Source organism: Dysosmobacter welbionis, from assembly GCF_005121165.3.
Lineage (GTDB): Bacteria > Bacillota > Clostridia > Oscillospirales > Oscillospiraceae > Oscillibacter > Oscillibacter welbionis.
This window is the reverse complement of record NZ_CP034413.3, coordinates 1,155,717-1,173,273: the sequence shown is the minus strand read 5'-3', so window position 1 is coordinate 1,173,273 and position 17,557 is coordinate 1,155,717. Positions and strand designations below refer to the sequence as shown.

The 17,557-nt window shown below is 60.4% G+C and carries 33 protein-coding genes; 31 read left to right on the top strand and 2 right to left on the bottom strand.

The window, feature by feature from the left end; translation table 11 throughout:
• Positions 1-2: 2 nt before the first annotated feature.
• The 26 genes from rpmC (at position 3) to EIO64_RS06160 (ending at position 12,509) form a co-directional block, all read left to right on the top strand.
• On the top strand, positions 3-212 hold the full coding sequence (gene rpmC, locus EIO64_RS06285) for a 50S ribosomal protein L29 (RefSeq protein WP_025545553.1): 210 nt from the start codon (positions 3-5) through the stop codon (positions 210-212).
• 17 nt (positions 213-229) lie between these two features.
• Entirely contained in the window at positions 230-496 is a 267-nt protein-coding gene (rpsQ, locus tag EIO64_RS06280) for a 30S ribosomal protein S17 (RefSeq protein ID WP_021749658.1), read from the top strand.
• A 12-nt stretch (positions 497-508) separates the two neighbouring features.
• Positions 509-877, top strand: coding sequence for a 50S ribosomal protein L14 (gene rplN / locus EIO64_RS06275; protein ID WP_016321001.1), 369 nt, complete (start codon positions 509-511; stop codon positions 875-877).
• 13 nt (positions 878-890) lie between these two features.
• Complete coding sequence (gene rplX / locus EIO64_RS06270; protein WP_021749657.1) at positions 891-1,202, top strand: 50S ribosomal protein L24; 312 nt, start codon at positions 891-893, stop codon at positions 1,200-1,202.
• A gap of 17 nt (positions 1,203-1,219) precedes the next feature.
• A complete protein-coding gene (gene rplE / locus EIO64_RS06265; RefSeq protein ID WP_021749656.1) occupies positions 1,220-1,759 on the top strand; it encodes a 50S ribosomal protein L5 in 540 nt (179 codons plus the stop codon).
• A 13-nt stretch (positions 1,760-1,772) separates the two neighbouring features.
• On the top strand, positions 1,773-1,958 hold the full coding sequence (locus EIO64_RS06260; RefSeq protein WP_021749655.1) for a type Z 30S ribosomal protein S14: 186 nt from the start codon (positions 1,773-1,775) through the stop codon (positions 1,956-1,958).
• Positions 1,959-2,142: 184 nt separating this feature from the next.
• Positions 2,143-2,541: a 30S ribosomal protein S8 gene (gene rpsH / locus EIO64_RS06255; RefSeq protein ID WP_021749654.1), complete on the top strand. Its 399-nt coding sequence runs from the start codon at positions 2,143-2,145 to the stop codon at positions 2,539-2,541.
• Positions 2,542-2,556: 15 nt separating this feature from the next.
• Positions 2,557-3,102: a 50S ribosomal protein L6 gene (rplF, locus tag EIO64_RS06250; protein WP_025544558.1), complete on the top strand. Its 546-nt coding sequence runs from the start codon at positions 2,557-2,559 to the stop codon at positions 3,100-3,102.
• Positions 3,103-3,116: 14 nt separating this feature from the next.
• A complete protein-coding gene (gene rplR / locus EIO64_RS06245; protein WP_021749652.1) occupies positions 3,117-3,476 on the top strand; it encodes a 50S ribosomal protein L18 in 360 nt (119 codons plus the stop codon).
• A gap of 18 nt (positions 3,477-3,494) precedes the next feature.
• A complete protein-coding gene (gene rpsE, locus EIO64_RS06240; RefSeq protein WP_021749651.1) occupies positions 3,495-3,995 on the top strand; it encodes a 30S ribosomal protein S5 in 501 nt (166 codons plus the stop codon).
• A 12-nt stretch (positions 3,996-4,007) separates the two neighbouring features.
• Positions 4,008-4,190: a 50S ribosomal protein L30 gene (gene rpmD / locus EIO64_RS06235; RefSeq protein WP_021749650.1), complete on the top strand. Its 183-nt coding sequence runs from the start codon at positions 4,008-4,010 to the stop codon at positions 4,188-4,190.
• A 14-nt stretch (positions 4,191-4,204) separates the two neighbouring features.
• Entirely contained in the window at positions 4,205-4,645 is a 441-nt protein-coding gene (gene rplO, locus EIO64_RS06230; RefSeq protein ID WP_021749649.1) for a 50S ribosomal protein L15, read from the top strand.
• Position 4,646: 1 nt separating this feature from the next.
• Positions 4,647-5,963, top strand: coding sequence for a preprotein translocase subunit SecY (gene secY, locus EIO64_RS06225; RefSeq protein ID WP_021749648.1), 1,317 nt, complete (start codon positions 4,647-4,649; stop codon positions 5,961-5,963).
• A gap of 17 nt (positions 5,964-5,980) precedes the next feature.
• The gene (locus EIO64_RS06220) at positions 5,981-6,613 is read left to right on the top strand and encodes an adenylate kinase (protein WP_119311581.1); all 633 of its coding nucleotides are present in this window, start codon (positions 5,981-5,983) and stop codon (positions 6,611-6,613) included.
• 4 nt (positions 6,614-6,617) lie between these two features.
• On the top strand, positions 6,618-7,370 hold the full coding sequence (gene map, locus EIO64_RS06215; RefSeq protein WP_119311580.1) for a type I methionyl aminopeptidase: 753 nt from the start codon (positions 6,618-6,620) through the stop codon (positions 7,368-7,370).
• 10 nt (positions 7,371-7,380) lie between these two features.
• Complete coding sequence (locus tag EIO64_RS06210) at positions 7,381-7,665, top strand: KOW domain-containing RNA-binding protein (RefSeq protein ID WP_021749645.1); 285 nt, start codon at positions 7,381-7,383, stop codon at positions 7,663-7,665.
• Positions 7,666-7,668: 3 nt separating this feature from the next.
• On the top strand, positions 7,669-7,887 hold the full coding sequence (infA, locus tag EIO64_RS06205; RefSeq protein WP_025544561.1) for a translation initiation factor IF-1: 219 nt from the start codon (positions 7,669-7,671) through the stop codon (positions 7,885-7,887).
• A gap of 52 nt (positions 7,888-7,939) precedes the next feature.
• Complete coding sequence (rpmJ, locus tag EIO64_RS06200) at positions 7,940-8,053, top strand: 50S ribosomal protein L36 (RefSeq protein WP_014116882.1); 114 nt, start codon at positions 7,940-7,942, stop codon at positions 8,051-8,053.
• A 26-nt stretch (positions 8,054-8,079) separates the two neighbouring features.
• Positions 8,080-8,445 (top strand): 30S ribosomal protein S13, encoded by a 366-nt coding sequence (gene rpsM, locus EIO64_RS06195; RefSeq protein ID WP_021749643.1) that lies wholly within the window; start codon positions 8,080-8,082, stop codon positions 8,443-8,445.
• A 15-nt stretch (positions 8,446-8,460) separates the two neighbouring features.
• Entirely contained in the window at positions 8,461-8,868 is a 408-nt protein-coding gene (rpsK, locus tag EIO64_RS06190; protein ID WP_021749642.1) for a 30S ribosomal protein S11, read from the top strand.
• 23 nt (positions 8,869-8,891) lie between these two features.
• Positions 8,892-9,494, top strand: a complete 603-nt coding sequence (rpsD, locus tag EIO64_RS06185; protein WP_021749641.1) for a 30S ribosomal protein S4 — start codon at positions 8,892-8,894, stop codon at positions 9,492-9,494.
• Positions 9,495-9,583: 89 nt separating this feature from the next.
• Positions 9,584-10,537, top strand: coding sequence for a DNA-directed RNA polymerase subunit alpha (locus EIO64_RS06180; RefSeq protein WP_021749640.1), 954 nt, complete (start codon positions 9,584-9,586; stop codon positions 10,535-10,537).
• Positions 10,538-10,595: 58 nt separating this feature from the next.
• The gene (gene rplQ, locus EIO64_RS06175) at positions 10,596-10,940 is read left to right on the top strand and encodes a 50S ribosomal protein L17 (RefSeq protein ID WP_021749639.1); all 345 of its coding nucleotides are present in this window, start codon (positions 10,596-10,598) and stop codon (positions 10,938-10,940) included.
• Between the two features lie 96 nt (positions 10,941-11,036).
• Positions 11,037-11,327, top strand: a complete 291-nt coding sequence (locus EIO64_RS06170) for a hypothetical protein (protein WP_021749638.1) — start codon at positions 11,037-11,039, stop codon at positions 11,325-11,327.
• Positions 11,328-11,360: 33 nt separating this feature from the next.
• Positions 11,361-11,639 carry a hypothetical protein gene (locus tag EIO64_RS06165; RefSeq protein ID WP_119311579.1) on the top strand — a complete coding sequence of 93 codons (279 nt, stop codon included), beginning with the start codon at positions 11,361-11,363 and terminating at the stop codon, positions 11,637-11,639.
• Between the two features lie 159 nt (positions 11,640-11,798).
• Positions 11,799-12,509: a polysaccharide deacetylase family protein gene (locus EIO64_RS06160; protein WP_119311578.1), complete on the top strand. Its 711-nt coding sequence runs from the start codon at positions 11,799-11,801 to the stop codon at positions 12,507-12,509.
• 45 nt (positions 12,510-12,554) lie between these two features.
• Here EIO64_RS06160 and secG read toward each other — a convergent pair whose 3' ends face one another.
• Positions 12,555-12,797 carry a preprotein translocase subunit SecG gene (gene secG, locus EIO64_RS06155; RefSeq protein WP_021749635.1) on the bottom strand — a complete coding sequence of 81 codons (243 nt, stop codon included), beginning with the start codon at positions 12,795-12,797 and terminating at the stop codon, positions 12,555-12,557.
• 27 nt (positions 12,798-12,824) lie between these two features.
• On the opposite strand from secG, the gene EIO64_RS06150 reads away from it, so the two are divergent.
• Together EIO64_RS06150 and lexA are read left to right on the top strand one after the other, a co-directional pair.
• Positions 12,825-13,004, top strand: a complete 180-nt coding sequence (locus EIO64_RS06150) for a hypothetical protein (protein ID WP_145985107.1) — start codon at positions 12,825-12,827, stop codon at positions 13,002-13,004.
• A gap of 32 nt (positions 13,005-13,036) precedes the next feature.
• Entirely contained in the window at positions 13,037-13,627 is a 591-nt protein-coding gene (gene lexA / locus EIO64_RS06145; RefSeq protein ID WP_021749633.1) for a transcriptional repressor LexA, read from the top strand.
• A 74-nt stretch (positions 13,628-13,701) separates the two neighbouring features.
• Here the strand turns inward: lexA and sigK are convergent, their stop codons facing one another.
• Positions 13,702-14,433 carry an RNA polymerase sporulation sigma factor SigK gene (gene sigK, locus EIO64_RS06140; protein ID WP_021749632.1) on the bottom strand — a complete coding sequence of 244 codons (732 nt, stop codon included), beginning with the start codon at positions 14,431-14,433 and terminating at the stop codon, positions 13,702-13,704.
• Between the two features lie 117 nt (positions 14,434-14,550).
• Here sigK and EIO64_RS06135 point away from each other — a divergent pair, with 117 nt between their 5' ends.
• The 3 genes from EIO64_RS06135 to EIO64_RS06125 all read left to right on the top strand — a co-directional run bounded on the left by EIO64_RS06135 (position 14,551) and on the right by EIO64_RS06125 (position 17,014).
• Positions 14,551-14,817, top strand: a complete 267-nt coding sequence (locus tag EIO64_RS06135; protein WP_021749631.1) for a GIY-YIG nuclease family protein — start codon at positions 14,551-14,553, stop codon at positions 14,815-14,817.
• Between the two features lie 126 nt (positions 14,818-14,943).
• Positions 14,944-16,302 carry an FG-GAP repeat domain-containing protein gene (locus EIO64_RS06130; RefSeq protein ID WP_021749630.1) on the top strand — a complete coding sequence of 453 codons (1,359 nt, stop codon included), beginning with the start codon at positions 14,944-14,946 and terminating at the stop codon, positions 16,300-16,302.
• A gap of 25 nt (positions 16,303-16,327) precedes the next feature.
• Complete coding sequence (locus EIO64_RS06125) at positions 16,328-17,014, top strand: response regulator transcription factor (RefSeq protein ID WP_021749629.1); 687 nt, start codon at positions 16,328-16,330, stop codon at positions 17,012-17,014.
• The last annotated feature ends 543 nt before the right edge of the window (positions 17,015-17,557 follow it).

Below are 17,557 nucleotides of genomic sequence, written 5' to 3'. Positions count from 1 at the left end.
AGATGAAGGCAAGTGAAATTCGTAGCATGACCCCCGAGCAGCTCAACGAGAAGCTGGTGGGCCTGAAGAAGGATCTTTTCTATCTGCGTATGCAGCACGCCACCAATCAGCTGGATAATCCCCTGAAGATCCGGGAGACCAAGCATGACATTGCCCGAGTCAAGACCATGTTGCGTCAAAAGGAGCTCTCCGGAGCTTCTGACAAGCAGTAAGAAGGAGGGAATCGAACATGAACGAAGAGAAGAGAACTTCCTCCCGCAAGACCCGGGTCGGCAGAGTCGTATCCGACAAGATGGACAAGACCGTGGTCGTCGCCATTGAAGACCGTGTGGCCCATCCCCTGTACAAGAAGATCGTCGGCCGCACTTACAAGCTGAAGGCCCATGACGAGGAGAATGCCTGCGGCATCGGCGACCGGGTCAAAGTGATGGAGACCCGCCCCCTGTCCAAGGACAAGCGGTGGCGCGTGGTCGAGATCATTGAAAAAGCGAAGTAAGGAGGTGCCGTTATGATTCAGCAGGAAACATTTCTGAAGGTGGCCGATAATACCGGCGCCAAGGAGATCAAGTGCATCCGTGTCCTGGGCGGCTCCAAGCGGAAGTTCGGCAACATCGGCGATGTGATCGTCGCGTCCGTCCGCAAGTCCACCCCCGGCGGCACGGTGAAGAAGGGCGAGGTTGTCAAGGCCGTGATCGTCCGCAGCGCCAAGGGCGTCCGCCGGGCGGACGGCACCTATGTCCGTTTCGACGACAATGCCGCCGTCCTGATCAAGGATGACAAGAACCCCAGAGGCACCCGTATCTTCGGGCCGGTTGCTCGTGAGCTGCGCGACAAGGATTACATGAAGATCCTGTCCCTCGCTCCCGAAGTGATTTGAGGAGGGCAGCGAAATGGCTATGAACATTAAGAAGGGCGATACCGTTGTCGTCCTGTCCGGCAAGGACAAGGGCAAGCAGGGCAAGGTGCTGGGCACCGTTCCCGGCTCCCTGAAGGTTGTCGTGGAGGGCATCAACATGGTGACCTGCCACGTCAAGCCCCGCAAGCAGGGCGAAGAGGGCGGCATCATGAAGCGCGAGGCCGCCATTGCCGCCTGCAAGGTGCAGGTGGTGTGCCCCAAGTGCAGCAAGGGCACCCGCGTCGCCCACAAGATCGAGGGCGGCAAGAAGACCCGCGTGTGCAAGCACTGCGGCGCTGAGCTGTGAGAAAGGAGAGCTGACAAATGGCCAGACTGAAAGAAAAATACACTGCCGAAGTCGCTCCCGCCCTGATGAAGCAGTTCGGCTACAAGAGCGTCATGCAGATCCCCAAGATCGACAAGGTGGTCGTGAACGTGGGCTGCGGTGAGGCGCGTGAAAACTCCAAGGTTCTGGAGAACGTGGTGGGCGATCTGAGCCAGATTACCGGCCAGAAGCCCGTCATTACCCGGGCCCGCAAGTCCATCGCAAACTTCAAGCTGCGTGAGGATATGCCCATCGGCGCCAAGGTCACCCTGCGGGGCGACAAGATGTGGGAGTTCCTGGACCGCCTGTTCAACGTGGCCCTGCCCCGCGTCCGTGATTTCCAGGGCATCAACCCCAACTCCTTCGACGGCCGCGGCAACTATGCCCTGGGCATCAAGGAGCAGCTGATCTTCCCCGAGATCGAGTACGACAAGATCGACAAGATCCGCGGCATGGATGTGGTCATCTGCACCACCGCGCACACCGATGAAGAGGCCCGCGCCCTGCTGGAGCAGGTCGGCGCTCCCTTCGCCCGCTAAGGAGGAAGAAACGATGGCAAAGAAATCCATGATTCTCAAGCAGCAGCGGGCTCCCAAGTTCTCCTCCCGGAGATACAACCGCTGCAAGCTGTGCGGCCGCCCCCACGCCTATCTGCGTGACTACGGCGTCTGCCGTATCTGCTTCCGGGAACTGGCCTACAAGGGCGAGATCCCCGGCGTGCGGAAGGCCTCCTTCTGAGAGGCGCCCCGCGCAACCAAATTTTGTGACCACGGGCTTTTGATATGGAGCCTTTGGCAGATCGGATGGCGAAAGGTCATGACGAATTGGGCACCACGCGCGAGCGGACTGCTCCATTCGCCATGATACCTCGCTGCCGCAGCGGTCTCGAGAGAGCCGCAACTCTAAAATAGGAGGATTTATTATGCATATCACCGATCCGGTTGCGGATATGCTGACCCGCATCCGCAACGCCAACAACGCCAAGCACGACACCGTTGATGTTCCCGCCTCCAACATGAAGAAGAGCATCGCTCAGATTCTGCTGGATGAGGGCTATATCAAGAACTTCCAGGTGGTGGAGGACGGAACCCAGGGTGTCATCCACATCTCCCTGAAGTACAACGCGGGCAAGGAAAAGGTTATCACCGGCCTGCGCCGCGTCTCCAAGCCCGGCCTGCGCGTCTATGTGGGCGCCGACGAGCTGCCCCGCGTGCTCCGCGGCCTGGGCATCGCTATCATCTCTACGTCCAAGGGCGTCATGACCGACAAGAAGGCCCGCGAGCTCCATGTCGGCGGCGAGGTCCTGGCATTCGTTTGGTAAGGAGGGTATTGGACCATGTCTAGAATTGGCAGAATGCCCATTACCGTTCCCGCCGGCGTCACCGTCAATGTCGCCGAGGGTAATGTGGTGACCGTTAAGGGACCCAAGGGCGAGCTGACGAAGGCTCTGCGCCCTGAGATGATTCTTAAACAGGAAGGCAGCACGATCACCGTGGAGCGTCCTTCCGACGACAAGCTGCACCGCAGCCTCCACGGCCTGACCCGCACTCTGCTCCATAACATGATCGTCGGTGTGACCGACGGCTACAAGAAGGAGCTGGAGGTTAACGGCGTCGGCTACCGTGTGGCCAAGGAGGGTAAGAACCTGGTCATGAACCTGGGCTTCTCTCACCAGGTGATCGTTTCTGAGATCGAGGGCATCACCATCGATGTCCCCGCTCCCAATAAAATCGTCATCAACGGATGCGACAAGCAGGCTGTCGGCCAGTTTGCGGCCGAGGTCCGCGAGAAGCGTCCTCCCGAGCCTTATAAGGGCAAGGGCATCAAGTACGCCGATGAAGTCATCCGCCGCAAGGTCGGTAAGACCGGCGCCAAGAAGTAAGGAGGTGTGCCGATATGATTAAGAGACCGAATACCAACGCCCAGCGCCTGAAGCGCCACAAGAGAGTGCGCGCCAAGATCTCCGGCACCCCTGAGATGCCGCGTCTGAATGTGTTCCGCAGCGAGGCCAACATCTACGCCCAGGTCATCGATGATGTCAACGGCGTGACCCTGGCTTCCGCTTCCTCCCTGGACAAGGCCATCGAAGGTTACGGCGGCAATATCGCCGCTGCCACTGCCGTTGGCAAGCTGGTGGCCGAGCGCGCCAAGGCCAAGGGTATCGAGACTGTCGTGTTTGACCGCGGCGGCTATCTGTACCACGGCCGCGTGAAGGCTCTGGCTGAGGGTGCCCGCGAGGGCGGCCTGAAATTCTAAGGGAGGAGGAACGACAACATGCCTAGATTTGAAAGAGAACAGAGCGAGTATATCGAGAAGGTCGTTTCCCTGAACCGCGTCTCCAAGACCGTCAAGGGCGGCCGTGTGATGAAATTCTCCGCCTTGGTCGTCGTGGGCGACGGCAAGGGCAAGGTGGGCTATGGCCTGGGCAAGGCCGCTGAGGTCCCCGAGGCCATCCGCAAGGGCATCGAAGCCGCCAAGAAGAACATGATCACCGTGACCCTCTCCGGCACCACTGTGCCCCATGAGACCATCGGTGAGGCCGGTGCCGGCCGCGTGCTGATGAAGCCCGCTGCCCCCGGTACCGGCGTGATCGCCGGCGGCGCTGTGCGTGCCGTCGTCGAGGCCGCAGGCATCAAGGATATCCGGACCAAGTGCCTGCGTTCCAACAACCCCAACAACGTTGTCGCCGCCGCCTTCGAGGGCCTCAAGAGCATGCGCGGTCCCGAGGAGGTCGCCCGCATCCGCGGCAAGAGCGTCGAAGAGATCGTGGGTTAAGGAGGCGCAAAAATGGCAAACTTAAATATTAAGCTCGTCAAGAGCCTGAACGGCCGCCTGGAAAAACAGGTCGCCACCGCTCATTCCATGGGCCTGCGCAAGATCGGTGACATCACCGTGCAGCCCGACAACGACCAGACCCGCGGCAAGATCGCCAAGATCGGCTACCTGCTGCAGGTCACAGAAGTGAAATAAGGAGGCACGGAATTATGAAGTTGAGCGAACTGTCTCCCGCCGAGGGCTCCGTCCGGGCCCCGTACCGGAAGGGCCGGGGCGCCGGCTCCGGCAACGGAAAGACCGGCGGCCGCGGTCACAAGGGCCAGAAGGCCCGCTCCGGCGGCAAGATCCGTGTTGGCTTTGAAGGCGGCCAGATGCCTCTGGCCCGCCGCATCCCCAAGCGCGGCTTCAACAACATCTTCGCAAAGCCCCTGGAGATCGTGAATCTCAGCACCCTGGATCAGTTCCAGGACGGCGATACTGTCACGGTCCACGCGCTGCTGGAGAAGGGTATCCTCTCCAAGTGCCGCTACGGCTACAAGGTTCTGGGCAGCGGCAAGCTGTCCAAGAAGCTCACTGTCCAGGCTTCTGCTTTCTCCGCTTCTGCCAAGGAGGCTATCGAGGCAGCAGGCGGAAAGGCCGAGGTGATGTAACGTGATCCAAACCATTCGCAAAGCGTGGGGCATCCCCGAACTGCGGAAGAAGATCATTTTTACACTCCTCATCCTGTTGATCTTCCGGATCGGCAACGCCATCACGGTGCCTTACGTGGATGTCGGCCTGCTGGAGACCTATCTGGATCAGATGGGCGGCACCATTCTGGGCCTGTACAACGTGATGTCCGGCGGCGCCTTTGCCCAGGCAACGGTCTTCGCCCTGAGCATCCAGCCCTATATCAACGCATCCATCATCATCCAGCTGCTGACTGTGGCCATCCCGGCCCTGGAGCGGCTGGCCAAGGATGGCGGTGAAGAGGGACGGAAGAAGATCCAGTCCATCACCCGCTATACCACTGTCGGCATCGCCATCCTGCAGGCGGTCGGCTACTATTTCATGATGCGCAACTACAACCTGCTGGCATCTGATGCCACCGGCATCTGGCCCGCACTGGTCATCGTCGTGTCCTTCATCGCCGGCTCCTCCTTCGTCATGTGGATGGGCGAGCAGGTGACGGAGTTCGGCATCGGCAACGGCATTTCCATCATTCTGTTCGCCGGCATCCTGTCCCGGATCCCCACCTCTGTCAGCTCTCTGTACAGCGGCGTGGTGAGCTGGGCCAACGGCGGCGCTGCCGCGGACGGTGCGCTGCACCCGGCTCTGGTGGTGTTGCTGCTGGTGGGCGTCCTGGCGCTGGTTGTGTTCGTCGTGTTCATCAGCGACGCAGAGCGCCGCATTCCCGTCCAGTATGCCAAGCGGCAGGTGGGCCGGAAGATGTACGGCGGCCAGAGCTCTCACCTCCCCATGAAGGTGAATATGTCCGGCGTTCTGCCCATCATCTTCGCCCAGAGCATCGCGTCTCTGCCCGTGACGATCTGGACCTTCATCGGTATTCCCGAGGAGGAGACGGTTTCCCGGGCAATCTACGACGCCATCGATACCCAGTCCTTCATCTATATGATCGTGTATTTCATCATGATCATCGGTTTCAGCTATTTCTACTCCACCATCCAGTTCAATCCGGTGGAGATCGCCAACAACCTGAAGAAGCAGGGCGGCTTTATCCCGGGATTCCGTCCCGGCAAGCCCACTGTGGACTTCATCAAGAAAGTCCTGAGCAAGATCACCCTGTTCGGCGCCATTTATCTGGGCATCGTGGCGATCTGCCCGCTGCTGCTGGGTAAGGCTGTCGGCAACGCTTATCTGGCGATCGGCGGCACCTCCGTCATCATCGTGGTCGGCGTGGCTCTGGAGACTGTCAAGGCGCTGGAGGCCCAGATGCTGATGCGTCAGTACAAGGGCTTCCTGGAATAAGAGAGAAGGCGTTTCAATTGAAGCTGATCCTGTTGGGCGCCCCCGGCGCCGGTAAGGGAACACAGGCGGAAATCCTGTGCAGAGAACTGAGTATTCCCACCATTTCCACAGGCAACATCCTCCGGGCGGCCATCAAAAACGGCACGCCCACCGGCCTGAAGGCCAAGTCCTATATGGACGCCGGCCAGCTGGTGCCGGACGACGTCATCATCGGCATCGTCACGGAGCGGCTGGCAGAGGATGACTGCAAGAACGGCTATATCCTGGACGGGGTGCCCCGCACCATCGCCCAGGCCGCGGCCCTGGAAAAGGCCGGGATCACATTTGACGACGTGATCTCTATTGAGATCTCTGACGAGACCATCATGGAGCGGATGAGCGGCCGCCGTGTCTGCGAATCCTGCGGGGCCAGCTACCACATGGTAGCTGTGCCCCCCAAGCAGGAGGGCGTGTGCGACAAGTGCGGCGGTAAGCTGGTCCAGCGGAAAGATGATGCCCCCGAGACCGTCAAGGCGCGGCTCGAGGTCTATCATAAGGAGACCGAGCCGCTGAAGGACTTCTATGCCCAGCGGGGACTCCTGAAGCCTGTGGAGAATCAGCCCTCTGTGGAAGAGACCTCCCGGGCCATCCTCCACGCACTGGGGAGATGAGCGTATGATTACACTCAAATCCCCCCATGAGATCGAATTGATGCGCCGGGCCGGAAAAATTACCGCGGCTGCCCGTGCTTATGCAGGGGAATTGGTAAAGCCCGGCGTCACAACCCATGAGATCGACCGTGCAGTGGAGCATTTCATTCGCAAGCAAGGCGCAGTCCCCTCCTTCCTGCATTACAACGGCTATCCGGCCAGCGCCTGCATCAGCGTCAACGACGAGATCATCCACGGAATTCCCGGACCCCGGGTCCTCCAGGAGGGCGATATCGTCAGTGTGGATGTGGGAGCGTACATTGGAGGGTTTCACGGCGACTGTGCGGCCACCTTCCCCTGCGGCAGGATCTCCCCGGAGGCGCAGGATCTGATCGACGTGACCAGACAGAGCTTTTTTGAGGGAATCAGGTTTGCCAAGGAGGGCTACCGGCTGTTCGATATCTCGGCAGCCATCCAGCAGTACGTGGAGAGTCACGACTACTCCATCGTCCGGGAATACGTCGGCCACGGTGTCGGCGCCCAGATGCACGAGTCGCCGGAGATCCCCAATTACGGCCATCCCGGCCGGGGGCCCAGGCTCCTCCGCGGCATGACGCTTGCAATCGAACCCATGGTGAACGCCGGCTCGGCGGCCATCCAGCAGATGAGCGACGGCTGGACCGTCAAGACGCTGGACGGCAAATGGGCGGCCCACTATGAAAATTCCATTCTGATCACGGACGGCGAGCCTGAGATCCTGACGGCCCCCGCCATCTGAGAGGAAACGCATGGAAATTGCAGCATCCAACATCGTAAGATCCGTTGCCGGCCGGGACCAGGGAAAGCTCTTCATCGTTCTCGCGGTGGAGGGGGAGTACCTGCTGCTGGCGGACGGGAAATCCAGGAAGGTGGAGTCGCCCAAACGCAAAAAGCGCAGACACGTGCTGTTTGTAGCGGCGGACGAGAACCGGCTTTCTGAAAAGATCAGAGGCGAAGCCAGGATCACCAACAGCGAGCTTCGCAAAACCCTTGCGGCTTACCGCGAGGAGGTTTATCCGGACCAGGAGGGATAACGTTTGGCAAAATCCGACATGATTGAAGTGGAGGGTGTCGTGGTGGAAGCCCTGCCCAACACAACGTTCCAGGTAGACATTGGAAATGGACACAAGATTTTGGCACATATTTCCGGAAAACTCAGAATGAATTTCATCAGGATTCTGCCCGGCGACAAGGTGACGGTGGAGATGTCCCCGTATGACCTGACCCGCGGCCGGATCACCTGGCGCAGTAAGTAAGCGCCACTTGAGCTGAAAAGACACAAACCGCTGAAAGGAATGGTTAAAAACTATGAAAGTAAGACCGTCCGTAAAGCCCATGTGCGAGAAGTGCAAGGTCATTCGCCGCAAAGGCCGTGTCATGGTCATTTGCGAGAACCCCAAGCATAAGCAGAGACAGGGCTAACATTTAATTGGAGGTGCTTTGAGAGTATGGCACGTATTGCCGGTATTGACCTGCCGAAGGATAAGCGTATCGAGATCGGCCTCACTTATATCTACGGCATTGGCAGAAAGAGCGCCAAGGACATCCTGGCGCAGACAGGCGTCAACCCCGACACCCGCGTGAAGGATCTGTCCGACGCCGACGAGCAGAAGCTGCGCGACGCCATCGACAGCTATACCGTTGAGGGCGACCTGCGCCGCCAGACCGCTCTGGACATCAAGCGGCTGACCGAGATCGGCTGCTATCGCGGCATTCGCCACCGCAAGGGTCTGCCCGTGCGCGGCCAGCGCAGCAAGACCAATGCGCGGACCCGCAAAGGTCCCAAGAAGACCATTGCCAACAAGAAGAAGTAAGGAGGGAGAACCAAGATGGCAACTGCAAAGGCATCCGCCGGCAAGAAGGTCATTCGCCGCCGGCGTGAACGGAAGAACATTGAGCGGGGCCAGGTCCATATCCGCTCTTCGTTCAACAACACCATGGTAACTGTTACCGATACACAGGGCAACGCGATCTCCTGGGCTTCCTCCGGCGGCCTCGGTTTCCGCGGCAGCAAGAAGTCCACCCCCTTCGCGGCACAGACCGCGGCTGAGACGGCCGCCCGCGCCGCTATGGAGCATGGCCTGAAGACCGTCGAGGTCTTCGTCAAGGGCCCCGGCCAGGGCCGTGAGGCCGCGATCCGGGCGCTGCAGGCCGTGGGCCTGGAAGTGACCATGATCAAGGACGTCACGCCCATCCCCCACAATGGCTGCCGCCCCCCCAAGCGCCGCCGTGTCTGATTTGAAGAGGAGGTAACAAGCAAATGGCTAAGAATATGCAGCCGATCGCGAAGCGCTGCAAGGCTCTGGGCATTTCTCCTGCCGTGATGGGCTATGCGAAGAAGGAGACCAATCGCAACCCCGGCGGCCAGATGAGAAAGAAGAAGAGCGAATATGGCATCCAGCTGAATGAGAAGCAGAAGGTCAAGTTCATCTATGGCATTCTGGAGAAGCAGTTCCACGCCTATTACGAGGCGGCCGCCAAGACCCCCGGCAAGACCGGCGACAACCTGCTGATCGCTGTGGAGCGCCGTCTGGACAACGTGGTATACCGCATGGGCTTCGCCATGACCCGCCGTCAGGCCCGTCAGCTGGTGAGCCACGCCCACTTCACCGTCAACGGCCGGAAGGTCGACATTCCGTCCTATCAGGTCAAGGCCGGCGATGTGATCGAGGTTGCCGAGTCCAGCCGCTCCTCTGAGATCTTCAAGCGCCTGCTGGGCCAGGATGCCCCCGTGTTCCTGATCCCCGCCTGGATGGAGCGTGAGAAGAACGCCCTGAAGGGCACCGTGACCCGTCTGCCCGCCCGGGAGGACATCGACGTTCCCGTCGAGGAGCACCTCATCGTTGAGTTGTACTCCAAGTAAGCGGAGGATACCCTCAATAATGATAGGAACTGCCGGCGGCGCGCAATCATGCGTGCTCGCAACAAGAAGATGAAGGAGGGTACTACTGCATGATCGAAATTGAAAAGCCCCAGATTGAGTGCATCGAGACGCCGGGGGACGCCACATACGGCAAGTATGTGGTGGAACCGCTGGAGCGCGGCTACGGCACCACTTTGGGCAATGCGCTTCGCCGCATTATGCTTTCCTCTCTGCCCGGCACGGCCCCGACCACCATCAAGATCGCCGGCGTGCAGCATGAGTTCTCCACCATCCCAGGTGTCAAGGAAGACGTGACGGAGATCGTCCTGAATGTGAAGGGCCTGCTCACCAAGCTCCACTGCGAGACGGTGAAGACGGTCTACATCGAGGCGGTGGGCCCCTGCGAGGTCAAGGCCGGCGATATCAAGGCCGACGGCGAGGTGGAGGTCCTGAATCCCGACATGCACATTGCCACGCTGGACAACGGCGCGACGCTGAACATGGAGATCACCCTGTCCCACGGACGCGGCTATGTGCCTGCGGACCGCAACAAGCCGCAGCAGAACGTGATCGGCGTCATCGCCGTGGACTCCATCTACACCCCCGTGTATAAGGTCAACTACACCGTGGAGCCCACCCGTGTGGGTGCTTCCAGCGACTTCGACAAGCTGACGCTGGAGGTCTGGACCGACGGGACCATCTCTGCCCGGGACGCCGTGTCCTTGGGTGCGAAGATCCTGTGCGACCACTTCACGCTGTTTACCGACCTCTCTGAGAACGTGGGCAGCAAGCCCACCGTAGTGGAGAAGGCGGAGGCCCAGCGGGACAAGGTGCTGGAGCTGACCATCGAAGAGCTGGATCTCTCCGTCCGCAGCTTCAACTGCCTCAAGCGTGCCAACATCAACACCGTGGAGGATTTGATTTCCAAGACGGAGGACGAGATGATGAAGGTCCGCAACCTGGGCCGCAAGTCCCTGGAAGAGGTCATCAACAAGCTGGCGATGATGGGACTCCATCTGGCTGACGAAGATAACAACAACTGATTCCAATGCCGGCGGACGTTCCCCGGCTGACCAAAATCCTGATAAGGAGGAAACCAAAATGCCCGGAACTCGGAAACTTGGCAAGCCCACTGACCAGCGCATGGCGATGCTGCGTCAGCAGGTGACGGATTTCCTGGACAACGGCAAGATGGAGACCACTCTTGCCCGCGCCAAGGAGATCAAGCCTCTGGCTGAGAAGATGATTACCCTCGGCAAGAAGAGCGACCTGGCCGCTTATCGGCAGGCTATGAGCTTCATCACCCGCGAGGATGTCTGCAAGAAGCTGTTCAAGGAGATCGCTCCCAGCTATGCAGAGCGCAACGGCGGCTACACCCGCGTGATCCGCACCGGCGTGCGCCGCGGAGATGCCGCGGAGACCGCCATCATCGAGCTGGTGAAGTAAGAACCCGCAATCAAAAAAGCCCTTTGTCATGGGAACCTAGGACCTGTGACAAAGGGCTTTTGATTGTTCTTGTGGACCTGAAGGAGATGTGATACAATGGAAGCGAAGGGGGAGATCTCTATGCGCATGGTTCACTGTGAGGACTGCGGAAAGCGGTATGACTACGATGTGGATGGCTTCTGCCCCCGGTGCGGGGCCTTCAACCAGCCTGTCTGGGTCCGGAGCGGCGGGACCGCCGCGGCCGCTGAGTCCCCTGCGGCACAGCAGAAGCGGACAGGGAGGCTCCAGCGGGAACTGGGAGAAAATCTCCGTCAGGCAGAGATGGCCATGGGCCGGCTGCTGAAGGAGCAGTCCCACGGTCGACGGCTGCCCGGCGGGGACTTGTGAGCGCCCGGCAGCAGAGCAAAGGAGGGAACATCTGTGAAGAAGATTTCCTGCGCTTCGTGCGGCAAACGGTATGATTGCGATGCAGACGGCTTCTGCCCCCGGTGCGGGGCCTTCAATCAGCCTGCAGGGGACGGAGACGCGCCGCAGCTCGAGAAGAAACCGGAATTTCAGCAGAGGGAGAAGCCCGCAGCACGCGGGCGAAAGAGAGCCCATTCAGCTGCCAAGGAGGGGGGAGTGCTTCTGGGACTGGAAGTGGTGTCAGATCTGGCAGTGGACCTGGTGGGAGATGCCATTTCTGACCTGTTCTCCTGACCGTCTATGCAGAGCACCGAACGGAATATGAGATGAAGGAAGCGGGCGGGGCCCGCTTCCTTTTTTCGTGTTATGAAAAAACAGGAGAAAATTTTAACGGGTGTAAATTTTCAGCTGCCGCGCAAACTACCGCTGCATGAATGAGGAGGTGTGGGCGCGATGTGGAGAGGTCGCCTGTTTTTTCTGTGCCTTGCCCTGGCACTGCTGTCCGGCTGCGCGCCGGGCGGCCCTGTGGCGGAGGCTGGGGCAGATGCCCAGCTCCCGGCGGACAAGCTGATCGCCATTACATTTGACGACGGCCCACGCCGGAACACTACCGAGCGGCTACTGGACGGCCTGCAGGAGCGGGGGGCAAGCGCCACCTTTTTCCTGATTGGCAAGCAGATCGAAGGCAATGAGGACCTGGTCCGGCGGATGCAGGCAGAGGGCCATCAGGTGGGCAGCCACACCTGGAACCATGTACGGCTTCAGGGGATCTCCCGGGAGACGCTGCAGCGGGAGGTAGGCCGTACAGAGGAGACGCTGGAAGCGTTGCTGGGAGGGGGGCCATATTGGCTCCGCCCGCCATACGGGGCCGTGGATGCGGCGGACCGGGAGCTGCTGCAGGTGCCCATGATAAAGTGGTCCATCGATCCCAGGGACTGGGAAAAGCTCAATACAGCCCAGGTGAAGGCGGCGGTCCTGGAAAATGCGGCCCCCAATCAGATCATCCTGCTCCATGATATCTACGATACCTCTGTGGACGCGGCACTGGAGATTGTAGATACGCTTCAAGGGGAAGGCTACCGCTTCGTGACGGTGCAGGAACTGCTGGAAGCCAACGGTATCCAACCGGAGGCCGGTGTGCTGTACTGCTCCGGCGACATATAAAAAAGCGCCCGGTGTGCTGGCACACCGGGCGCTTTCAGCGCGAAATCAGCCCTGCAGGATCAGCAGGACCAGCGTCAGGATCAGGAAGATGGCCCCAACCCATTTGGTGGCGCGGGCCAGCTTGGCGTCCAGAGTCTTGGCCTTGTTGCGGGACAGGAAGGAGTCGGCCACACCGCCGATGGCACCGGAGAGGCCGGCGCTCTTGCCGGACTGGAAGAGCACGATGACAATGACTGCCAGACCGCAGAGAAGCTGCAGGATCGTGATGACGAGCGTTAAAGCGTCCATACAGGATAACCTCCAAAACTTTCAGCCATGCAGCGCATGGATCATGATTTCACAGATGTTAATGATACCATAGTTTTCTCTGTATTTCAAGGGGATTTTGCAAAAAAGCAGACAAATCAAAGCTATGCGGAAGCGTACGGACAGACGACAAAAAAGTTTGAAAATGATGGAACAAATGTTTGCTTTTCCTGCGGCGTTGTGGTATAATACAGCCAGAAATCCAGCGGAGGTGGACACGTATGCGGGAGCTCTCAAAGATGCAGCAGAAAATCTACGAGTACATTGCCGCCTGTATCCGGGAGCAGGGCTACCCCCCCTCGGTGCGGGAGATCGGGGAGGCCGTGGGGCTGAAGTCACCCTCCACAGTCCATTTTCACCTCAAACGGCTTGAGGAGGCAGGCGTCATTGAAAAGGGCGCCGGCAAGGGCCGCGCCATCACGCTGCGGGAATCTCCTAAGCCTGAAAATCAGGTCCCAGTGGTGGGCAATGTGGCGGCCGGCAGCCCCATTCTGGCGGAGGAGTGTATCGAGGACTATTTGACCTTCGATACCGCCGGTCGGCCCGGGGAGTATTTTGCCCTGCGGGTCCGGGGCGAGTCCATGCTGAACGCAGGCATCCTGCCCGGCGACCTGGTGGTGGTTCACAGCCAGCCCACTGCGCAGCACGGTGAGATTGTGGTGGCTCTGATCGATGACGAGGCGACGGTTAAGCGCCTGTCTCTGAAAAGCGGTCAGGTATGGCTGCTGCCGGAGAATGAGGCATATTCCCCCATTGACGGCACCTATGCCCAGATATTGGGCAAGGTGGCCGCCGTGGTGCGGCGCTATTGAAAGGCGCGGAAGCGCGCAAAGAAAGGGCGTGATGGAAATTTTCCATCACGCCCTCTGTTTTCCAAATCCGGCGGTCACGTCCCGGAGGAATGGGGCCTCCGCCGGACCAGCTGGGGCGCAGGGCCGTCCTGCAGCTCCTGGCGCAGCTTTTCCAGCGCCCGCTTTTCGATGCGGGATACATAGGACCGGGAAATCCCGAAGGAGGCGGCAATTTCCCTCTGGGTCAGGGGGATGGTGCCGCCCAGCCCGTACCGCAGGCGAATGATCTCCGCCTCCCGGGTGGTCAGACGCTCCCGGATGATCTGGTGGAGCCGGAGCGCGCTGTCCCGGTCGTGGATATCGTCCAGCATGGTGTCATCCACGCCCACCACATCCATCAGCTGGAGGGCATTGCCCTCCTTGTCTGTCTCAATGGAATCCGACAGAGAGACTTCTCCCTGGAGCTTTTTCTGGCTGCGGAAGTACATGAGAATTTCGTTTTCAATGCAGCGGGCGGCGTAGGTGGCCAGGCGGGCGCCCTTCTCCGGGTCGAAGCTGGAGATGCCCTTGATGAGGCCGATGGTGCCGATGGAGATCAGGTCCTCCTGATCGGCGCTCTGGGTATAGTATTTCTTGATGATGTGGGCCACCAGGCGCAGGTTCCGCTCGATGAGTACATCCCGGGCCTCCTGATCTCCCTGGGCGTAGCGGCGGAGATATTCCCGCTCCTCTGCGGCGGACAGCGGCTTTGGAAACGACCCGCCGCCGGACAGGCGGAGTGAGAAGAGCAGCGTGTTGGCGAAGAGCAGCAGTGCGGCAGACAACATAGAATCCCTCCCTGTACCATCATTCCTATGCCGGGCAGGGAAGTCCCCATGCGGAAAGCCCTTTGACGGGGCGGCGGGCTGTGGTATACTGGTCTCATCGGACAGAGGAGGGACGGTATGGGCTATCTGGTCTACATCCTGCGCTGCGGGGACGGCACACTGTACACAGGCTGCACCAACGACCTGCCCCGCCGCCTCCAGGCCCACCAAAGCGGGCGGGGCGCCAAGTACACCCGCAGCCGCCTGCCGGTGGAGCTGGTCTACCAGGAGGCGGTGCCGGACCGGTCTGCGGCCCTGCGGCGGGAGGCCGCCATCAAACGGCTGGATCGCAGGCGGAAGCTGGCCCTGATCGCGGCCTTCCGACCGGGGACGGCGGAAAAATGAACAGAACGTAAAATGCGGGAAAAATGCTGACAACCCCTACACATCAGGGAGAAAACGTGCTATCATATATAAGTTGAATTATGCGTTTTTCGGCGGGGGCAGCCCACCGGCAGAGAGGAGGAGGCCATGAGACAGCGAATACAGCGGATGCTGACGGCAGCGGTCGGCCTGCTTCTGCTTCTGTCCGCCAGCGGCTGCGGATTTTCCTTTTCCCCCACGGACCTGTACAGCCTGCCGCAGCTGCCGGAGGAGTACACGGAGCTGAACAGCTCACTCAACCAGCTGCTGGAGAGCGGGGCGGAGTACGCGGCCCCCGTCTCCGGCAGCAACATCCAGCCCGTGCAGCTGGAGGATCTGGACGGAGACGGCGAGGAGGAGGCGCTGGCCTTCTTCCGCAACTCTGCGGATGAGAAGCCCCTGAAGATCTATATCTTTACCGCCGGAAAGCAGGGATATGAGCAGGCTGCCGTCATTGAGGGCACCGGCACCAGCATTTACAGCATTGCCTACGAGGATCTGGACCAGGACGGCCGGAAGGAGCTGCTGGTGGGCTGGCGGGTCAATACGGACCTCCTGGCCCTCTCCGTCTACACCCTGCGGTCCGGGGAGCCGGAGGAGCTGGTGCAGGGCACCAGCTATGTGAAATATGCGGTCAACGATCTGAATCAGGATGGCCTGTGGGAGCTGGTGGTGCTCCGGGCCGATGAGGAGGGCAACGGCATTGCGGATTACTACTGCTGGCAGGAGGAAGAGTTCCAGCTGCGAACCTCCGCACGGATCACCAGCACCATGGCGGAGCTGAGCCAGCAGGGGCGTGTGAAGAGCGGTGTCCTACAGGACGGTACGCCGGCCCTGTTCGTCACGGGGGTGGAGGAGTCGGCCTGGATGGTCACTGACATCCTGACCGTGAAAAATGGAGAACTGGTGAACATCCTGCTGTCCGACGTGACGGGGGTGTCTTCGGAGATCGCGCCCTTCAGTTCCCTGTACCCGGAGGATATCAACGGCGACGGTATCACAGAGGTCCCCCATCCCGAGCCGATCCCGGCCTGGGGAAACGTGGGTGAGGACCCCTGCCGGCGGATCGACTGGTATACCTATACCAGCGACGGCACCAAAGCGGCTGTGGTGAGCACCTACCACAGTGTGGAGGACGGCTGGTACCTGCGCCTGCCGGACGTGTGGAAGGATCAGATCCTCATTACCCGCACGGCCGGGACGGAGGAGGTCACGGTCACATTCTCTTACCGGGGAGACAGCGGGGAGCCACCACAGGATGTCCTGCGGATCACCAAGCTCACAGGCTCCGGCCGCGAGGCCAGAGCTACCCGGGGCGGCCGGGTCATCCTGCGCCGTCTGCCGGAGATCATCTACACGGCCGAGCTTCTGGACGCAAATGGGAGCTGGGAATACGGCCTGACGGAAGACGAGGTGCGGGAGGCGTTCAGCCTGATCACCACGGAGTGGTCCGCCGGCGACAGCTGACAGAGAAGAAAGGACGGTATGCCGAATGAAAAAAGTAATGGTGCTGGAGGATGAGTCCAGCATCCGCAGCTTTATCGTCATCAACCTGCGCCGTGCCGGGTACGACGTCATTGAGGCGGAGACCGGCGAAGAGGCACTGGACAAGCTGAAGGAGAACCCCGATACCCGGGTGGCGCTGCTGGACATCATGCTGCCGGGGATCGACGGTTTTGAGGTCTGCCGCCGCATCCGGGCCACCAACACCAAAATCGGTATCATCATGCTCACCGCCCGTTCCCAGGAGATGGACAAGGTGACGGGACTGATGACCGGCGCCGACGACTATGTGACCAAGCCCTTCTCCCCGGCAGAGCTTACCGCCCGTGTGGACGCCCTGTTCCGCCGGGCCGGCGGAGAGGAGATCCCCCAGACCGGGGAGATTCGGCAGGATCCCTTCCTGCTGAACACCCGCAACCGGACGCTGGAGAAGAACGGCCAGCGAATCAAGCTGACCCAGGTGGAGTATTCCATCATGAAGGTGTTCATGGAAAATCCGGGCAAGGCCCTCTCCCGGGAGGAGATCCTGGATATGGTCTGGGGCCGGGACTACTTCGGTGAGCTGAAGATCGTGGATGTCAACATCCGCCGCCTGCGGCTGAAGATCGAGGACAACGTGCAGAATCCCACGTACATCACCACGGTGTGGGGATACGGATACAAGTGGGGGTTCTGAGCGGCTCCGGGCGTTGTCCGGGGCCCCGCGGAGCGGGGCGGGCCGATGGCCCGTACAAGCGTTTTGGCGGAAGCCAAAACCTTGGCGCAAGGTGGAATTTACTTCCGCCGCGCAAGCTGAGGAAAGGGGTCCCATCCCGCGCCGCGGGATGGGAAGCAACGTGCAGAATCCCACGTACATCACCACGGTGTGGGGATACGGATACAAGTGGGGGTTCTGAGCGGCTCCGGGCGTTGTCCGGGGCCCCGCGGAGCGGGGCGGGCCGATGGCCCGTACAAGCGTTTTGGCGGAAGCCAAAACCTTGGCGCAAGGTGGAATTTACTTCCGCCGCGCAAGCTGAGGAAAGGGGTCCCATCCCGCGCCGCGGGATGGGAAGCAACGTGCAGAATCCCACGTACATCACCACGGTGTGGGGATACGGATACAAGTGGGGGTTCTGAGCGGCTCCGGGCGTTGTCCGGGGCCCCGCGGAGCGGGGCGGGCCGATGGCCCGTACAAGCGTTTTGGCGGAAGCCAAAACCTTGGCGCAAGGTGGAATTTACT

Excerpts from the sequence above, each read along its gene's own strand:
- rpmC (WP_025545553.1), top strand. The coding sequence starts at position 3 with ATGAAGGCAAGTGAAATTCGTAGCATGACCCCCGAGCAGCTCAACGAG.
- rpsQ (WP_021749658.1), top strand. The coding sequence starts at position 230 with ATGAACGAAGAGAAGAGAACTTCCTCCCGCAAGACCCGGGTCGGCAGA.
- rplN (WP_016321001.1), top strand. The coding sequence starts at position 509 with ATGATTCAGCAGGAAACATTTCTGAAGGTGGCCGATAATACCGGCGCC.
- rplX (WP_021749657.1), top strand. The coding sequence starts at position 891 with ATGGCTATGAACATTAAGAAGGGCGATACCGTTGTCGTCCTGTCCGGC.
- rplE (WP_021749656.1), top strand. The coding sequence starts at position 1,220 with ATGGCCAGACTGAAAGAAAAATACACTGCCGAAGTCGCTCCCGCCCTG.
- EIO64_RS06260 (WP_021749655.1), top strand. The coding sequence starts at position 1,773 with ATGGCAAAGAAATCCATGATTCTCAAGCAGCAGCGGGCTCCCAAGTTC.
- rpsH (WP_021749654.1), top strand. The coding sequence starts at position 2,143 with ATGCATATCACCGATCCGGTTGCGGATATGCTGACCCGCATCCGCAAC.
- rplF (WP_025544558.1), top strand. The coding sequence starts at position 2,557 with ATGTCTAGAATTGGCAGAATGCCCATTACCGTTCCCGCCGGCGTCACC.
- rplR (WP_021749652.1), top strand. The coding sequence starts at position 3,117 with ATGATTAAGAGACCGAATACCAACGCCCAGCGCCTGAAGCGCCACAAG.
- rpsE (WP_021749651.1), top strand. The coding sequence starts at position 3,495 with ATGCCTAGATTTGAAAGAGAACAGAGCGAGTATATCGAGAAGGTCGTT.
- rpmD (WP_021749650.1), top strand. The coding sequence starts at position 4,008 with ATGGCAAACTTAAATATTAAGCTCGTCAAGAGCCTGAACGGCCGCCTG.
- rplO (WP_021749649.1), top strand. The coding sequence starts at position 4,205 with ATGAAGTTGAGCGAACTGTCTCCCGCCGAGGGCTCCGTCCGGGCCCCG.
- map (WP_119311580.1), top strand. The coding sequence starts at position 6,618 with ATGATTACACTCAAATCCCCCCATGAGATCGAATTGATGCGCCGGGCC.
- EIO64_RS06210 (WP_021749645.1), top strand. The coding sequence starts at position 7,381 with ATGGAAATTGCAGCATCCAACATCGTAAGATCCGTTGCCGGCCGGGAC.
- rpmJ (WP_014116882.1), top strand. The coding sequence starts at position 7,940 with ATGAAAGTAAGACCGTCCGTAAAGCCCATGTGCGAGAAGTGCAAGGTC.
- rpsM (WP_021749643.1), top strand. The coding sequence starts at position 8,080 with ATGGCACGTATTGCCGGTATTGACCTGCCGAAGGATAAGCGTATCGAG.
- rpsK (WP_021749642.1), top strand. The coding sequence starts at position 8,461 with ATGGCAACTGCAAAGGCATCCGCCGGCAAGAAGGTCATTCGCCGCCGG.
- rpsD (WP_021749641.1), top strand. The coding sequence starts at position 8,892 with ATGGCTAAGAATATGCAGCCGATCGCGAAGCGCTGCAAGGCTCTGGGC.
- EIO64_RS06180 (WP_021749640.1), top strand. The coding sequence starts at position 9,584 with ATGATCGAAATTGAAAAGCCCCAGATTGAGTGCATCGAGACGCCGGGG.
- rplQ (WP_021749639.1), top strand. The coding sequence starts at position 10,596 with ATGCCCGGAACTCGGAAACTTGGCAAGCCCACTGACCAGCGCATGGCG.
- EIO64_RS06170 (WP_021749638.1), top strand. The coding sequence starts at position 11,037 with ATGGAAGCGAAGGGGGAGATCTCTATGCGCATGGTTCACTGTGAGGAC.
- EIO64_RS06160 (WP_119311578.1), top strand. The coding sequence starts at position 11,799 with ATGTGGAGAGGTCGCCTGTTTTTTCTGTGCCTTGCCCTGGCACTGCTG.
- secG (WP_021749635.1), bottom strand. The coding sequence starts at position 12,797 with ATGGACGCTTTAACGCTCGTCATCACGATCCTGCAGCTTCTCTGCGGT.
- EIO64_RS06150 (WP_145985107.1), top strand. The coding sequence starts at position 12,825 with ATGCAGCGCATGGATCATGATTTCACAGATGTTAATGATACCATAGTT.
- lexA (WP_021749633.1), top strand. The coding sequence starts at position 13,037 with ATGCGGGAGCTCTCAAAGATGCAGCAGAAAATCTACGAGTACATTGCC.
- sigK (WP_021749632.1), bottom strand. The coding sequence starts at position 14,433 with ATGTTGTCTGCCGCACTGCTGCTCTTCGCCAACACGCTGCTCTTCTCA.
- EIO64_RS06135 (WP_021749631.1), top strand. The coding sequence starts at position 14,551 with ATGGGCTATCTGGTCTACATCCTGCGCTGCGGGGACGGCACACTGTAC.
- EIO64_RS06130 (WP_021749630.1), top strand. The coding sequence starts at position 14,944 with ATGAGACAGCGAATACAGCGGATGCTGACGGCAGCGGTCGGCCTGCTT.
- EIO64_RS06125 (WP_021749629.1), top strand. The coding sequence starts at position 16,328 with ATGAAAAAAGTAATGGTGCTGGAGGATGAGTCCAGCATCCGCAGCTTT.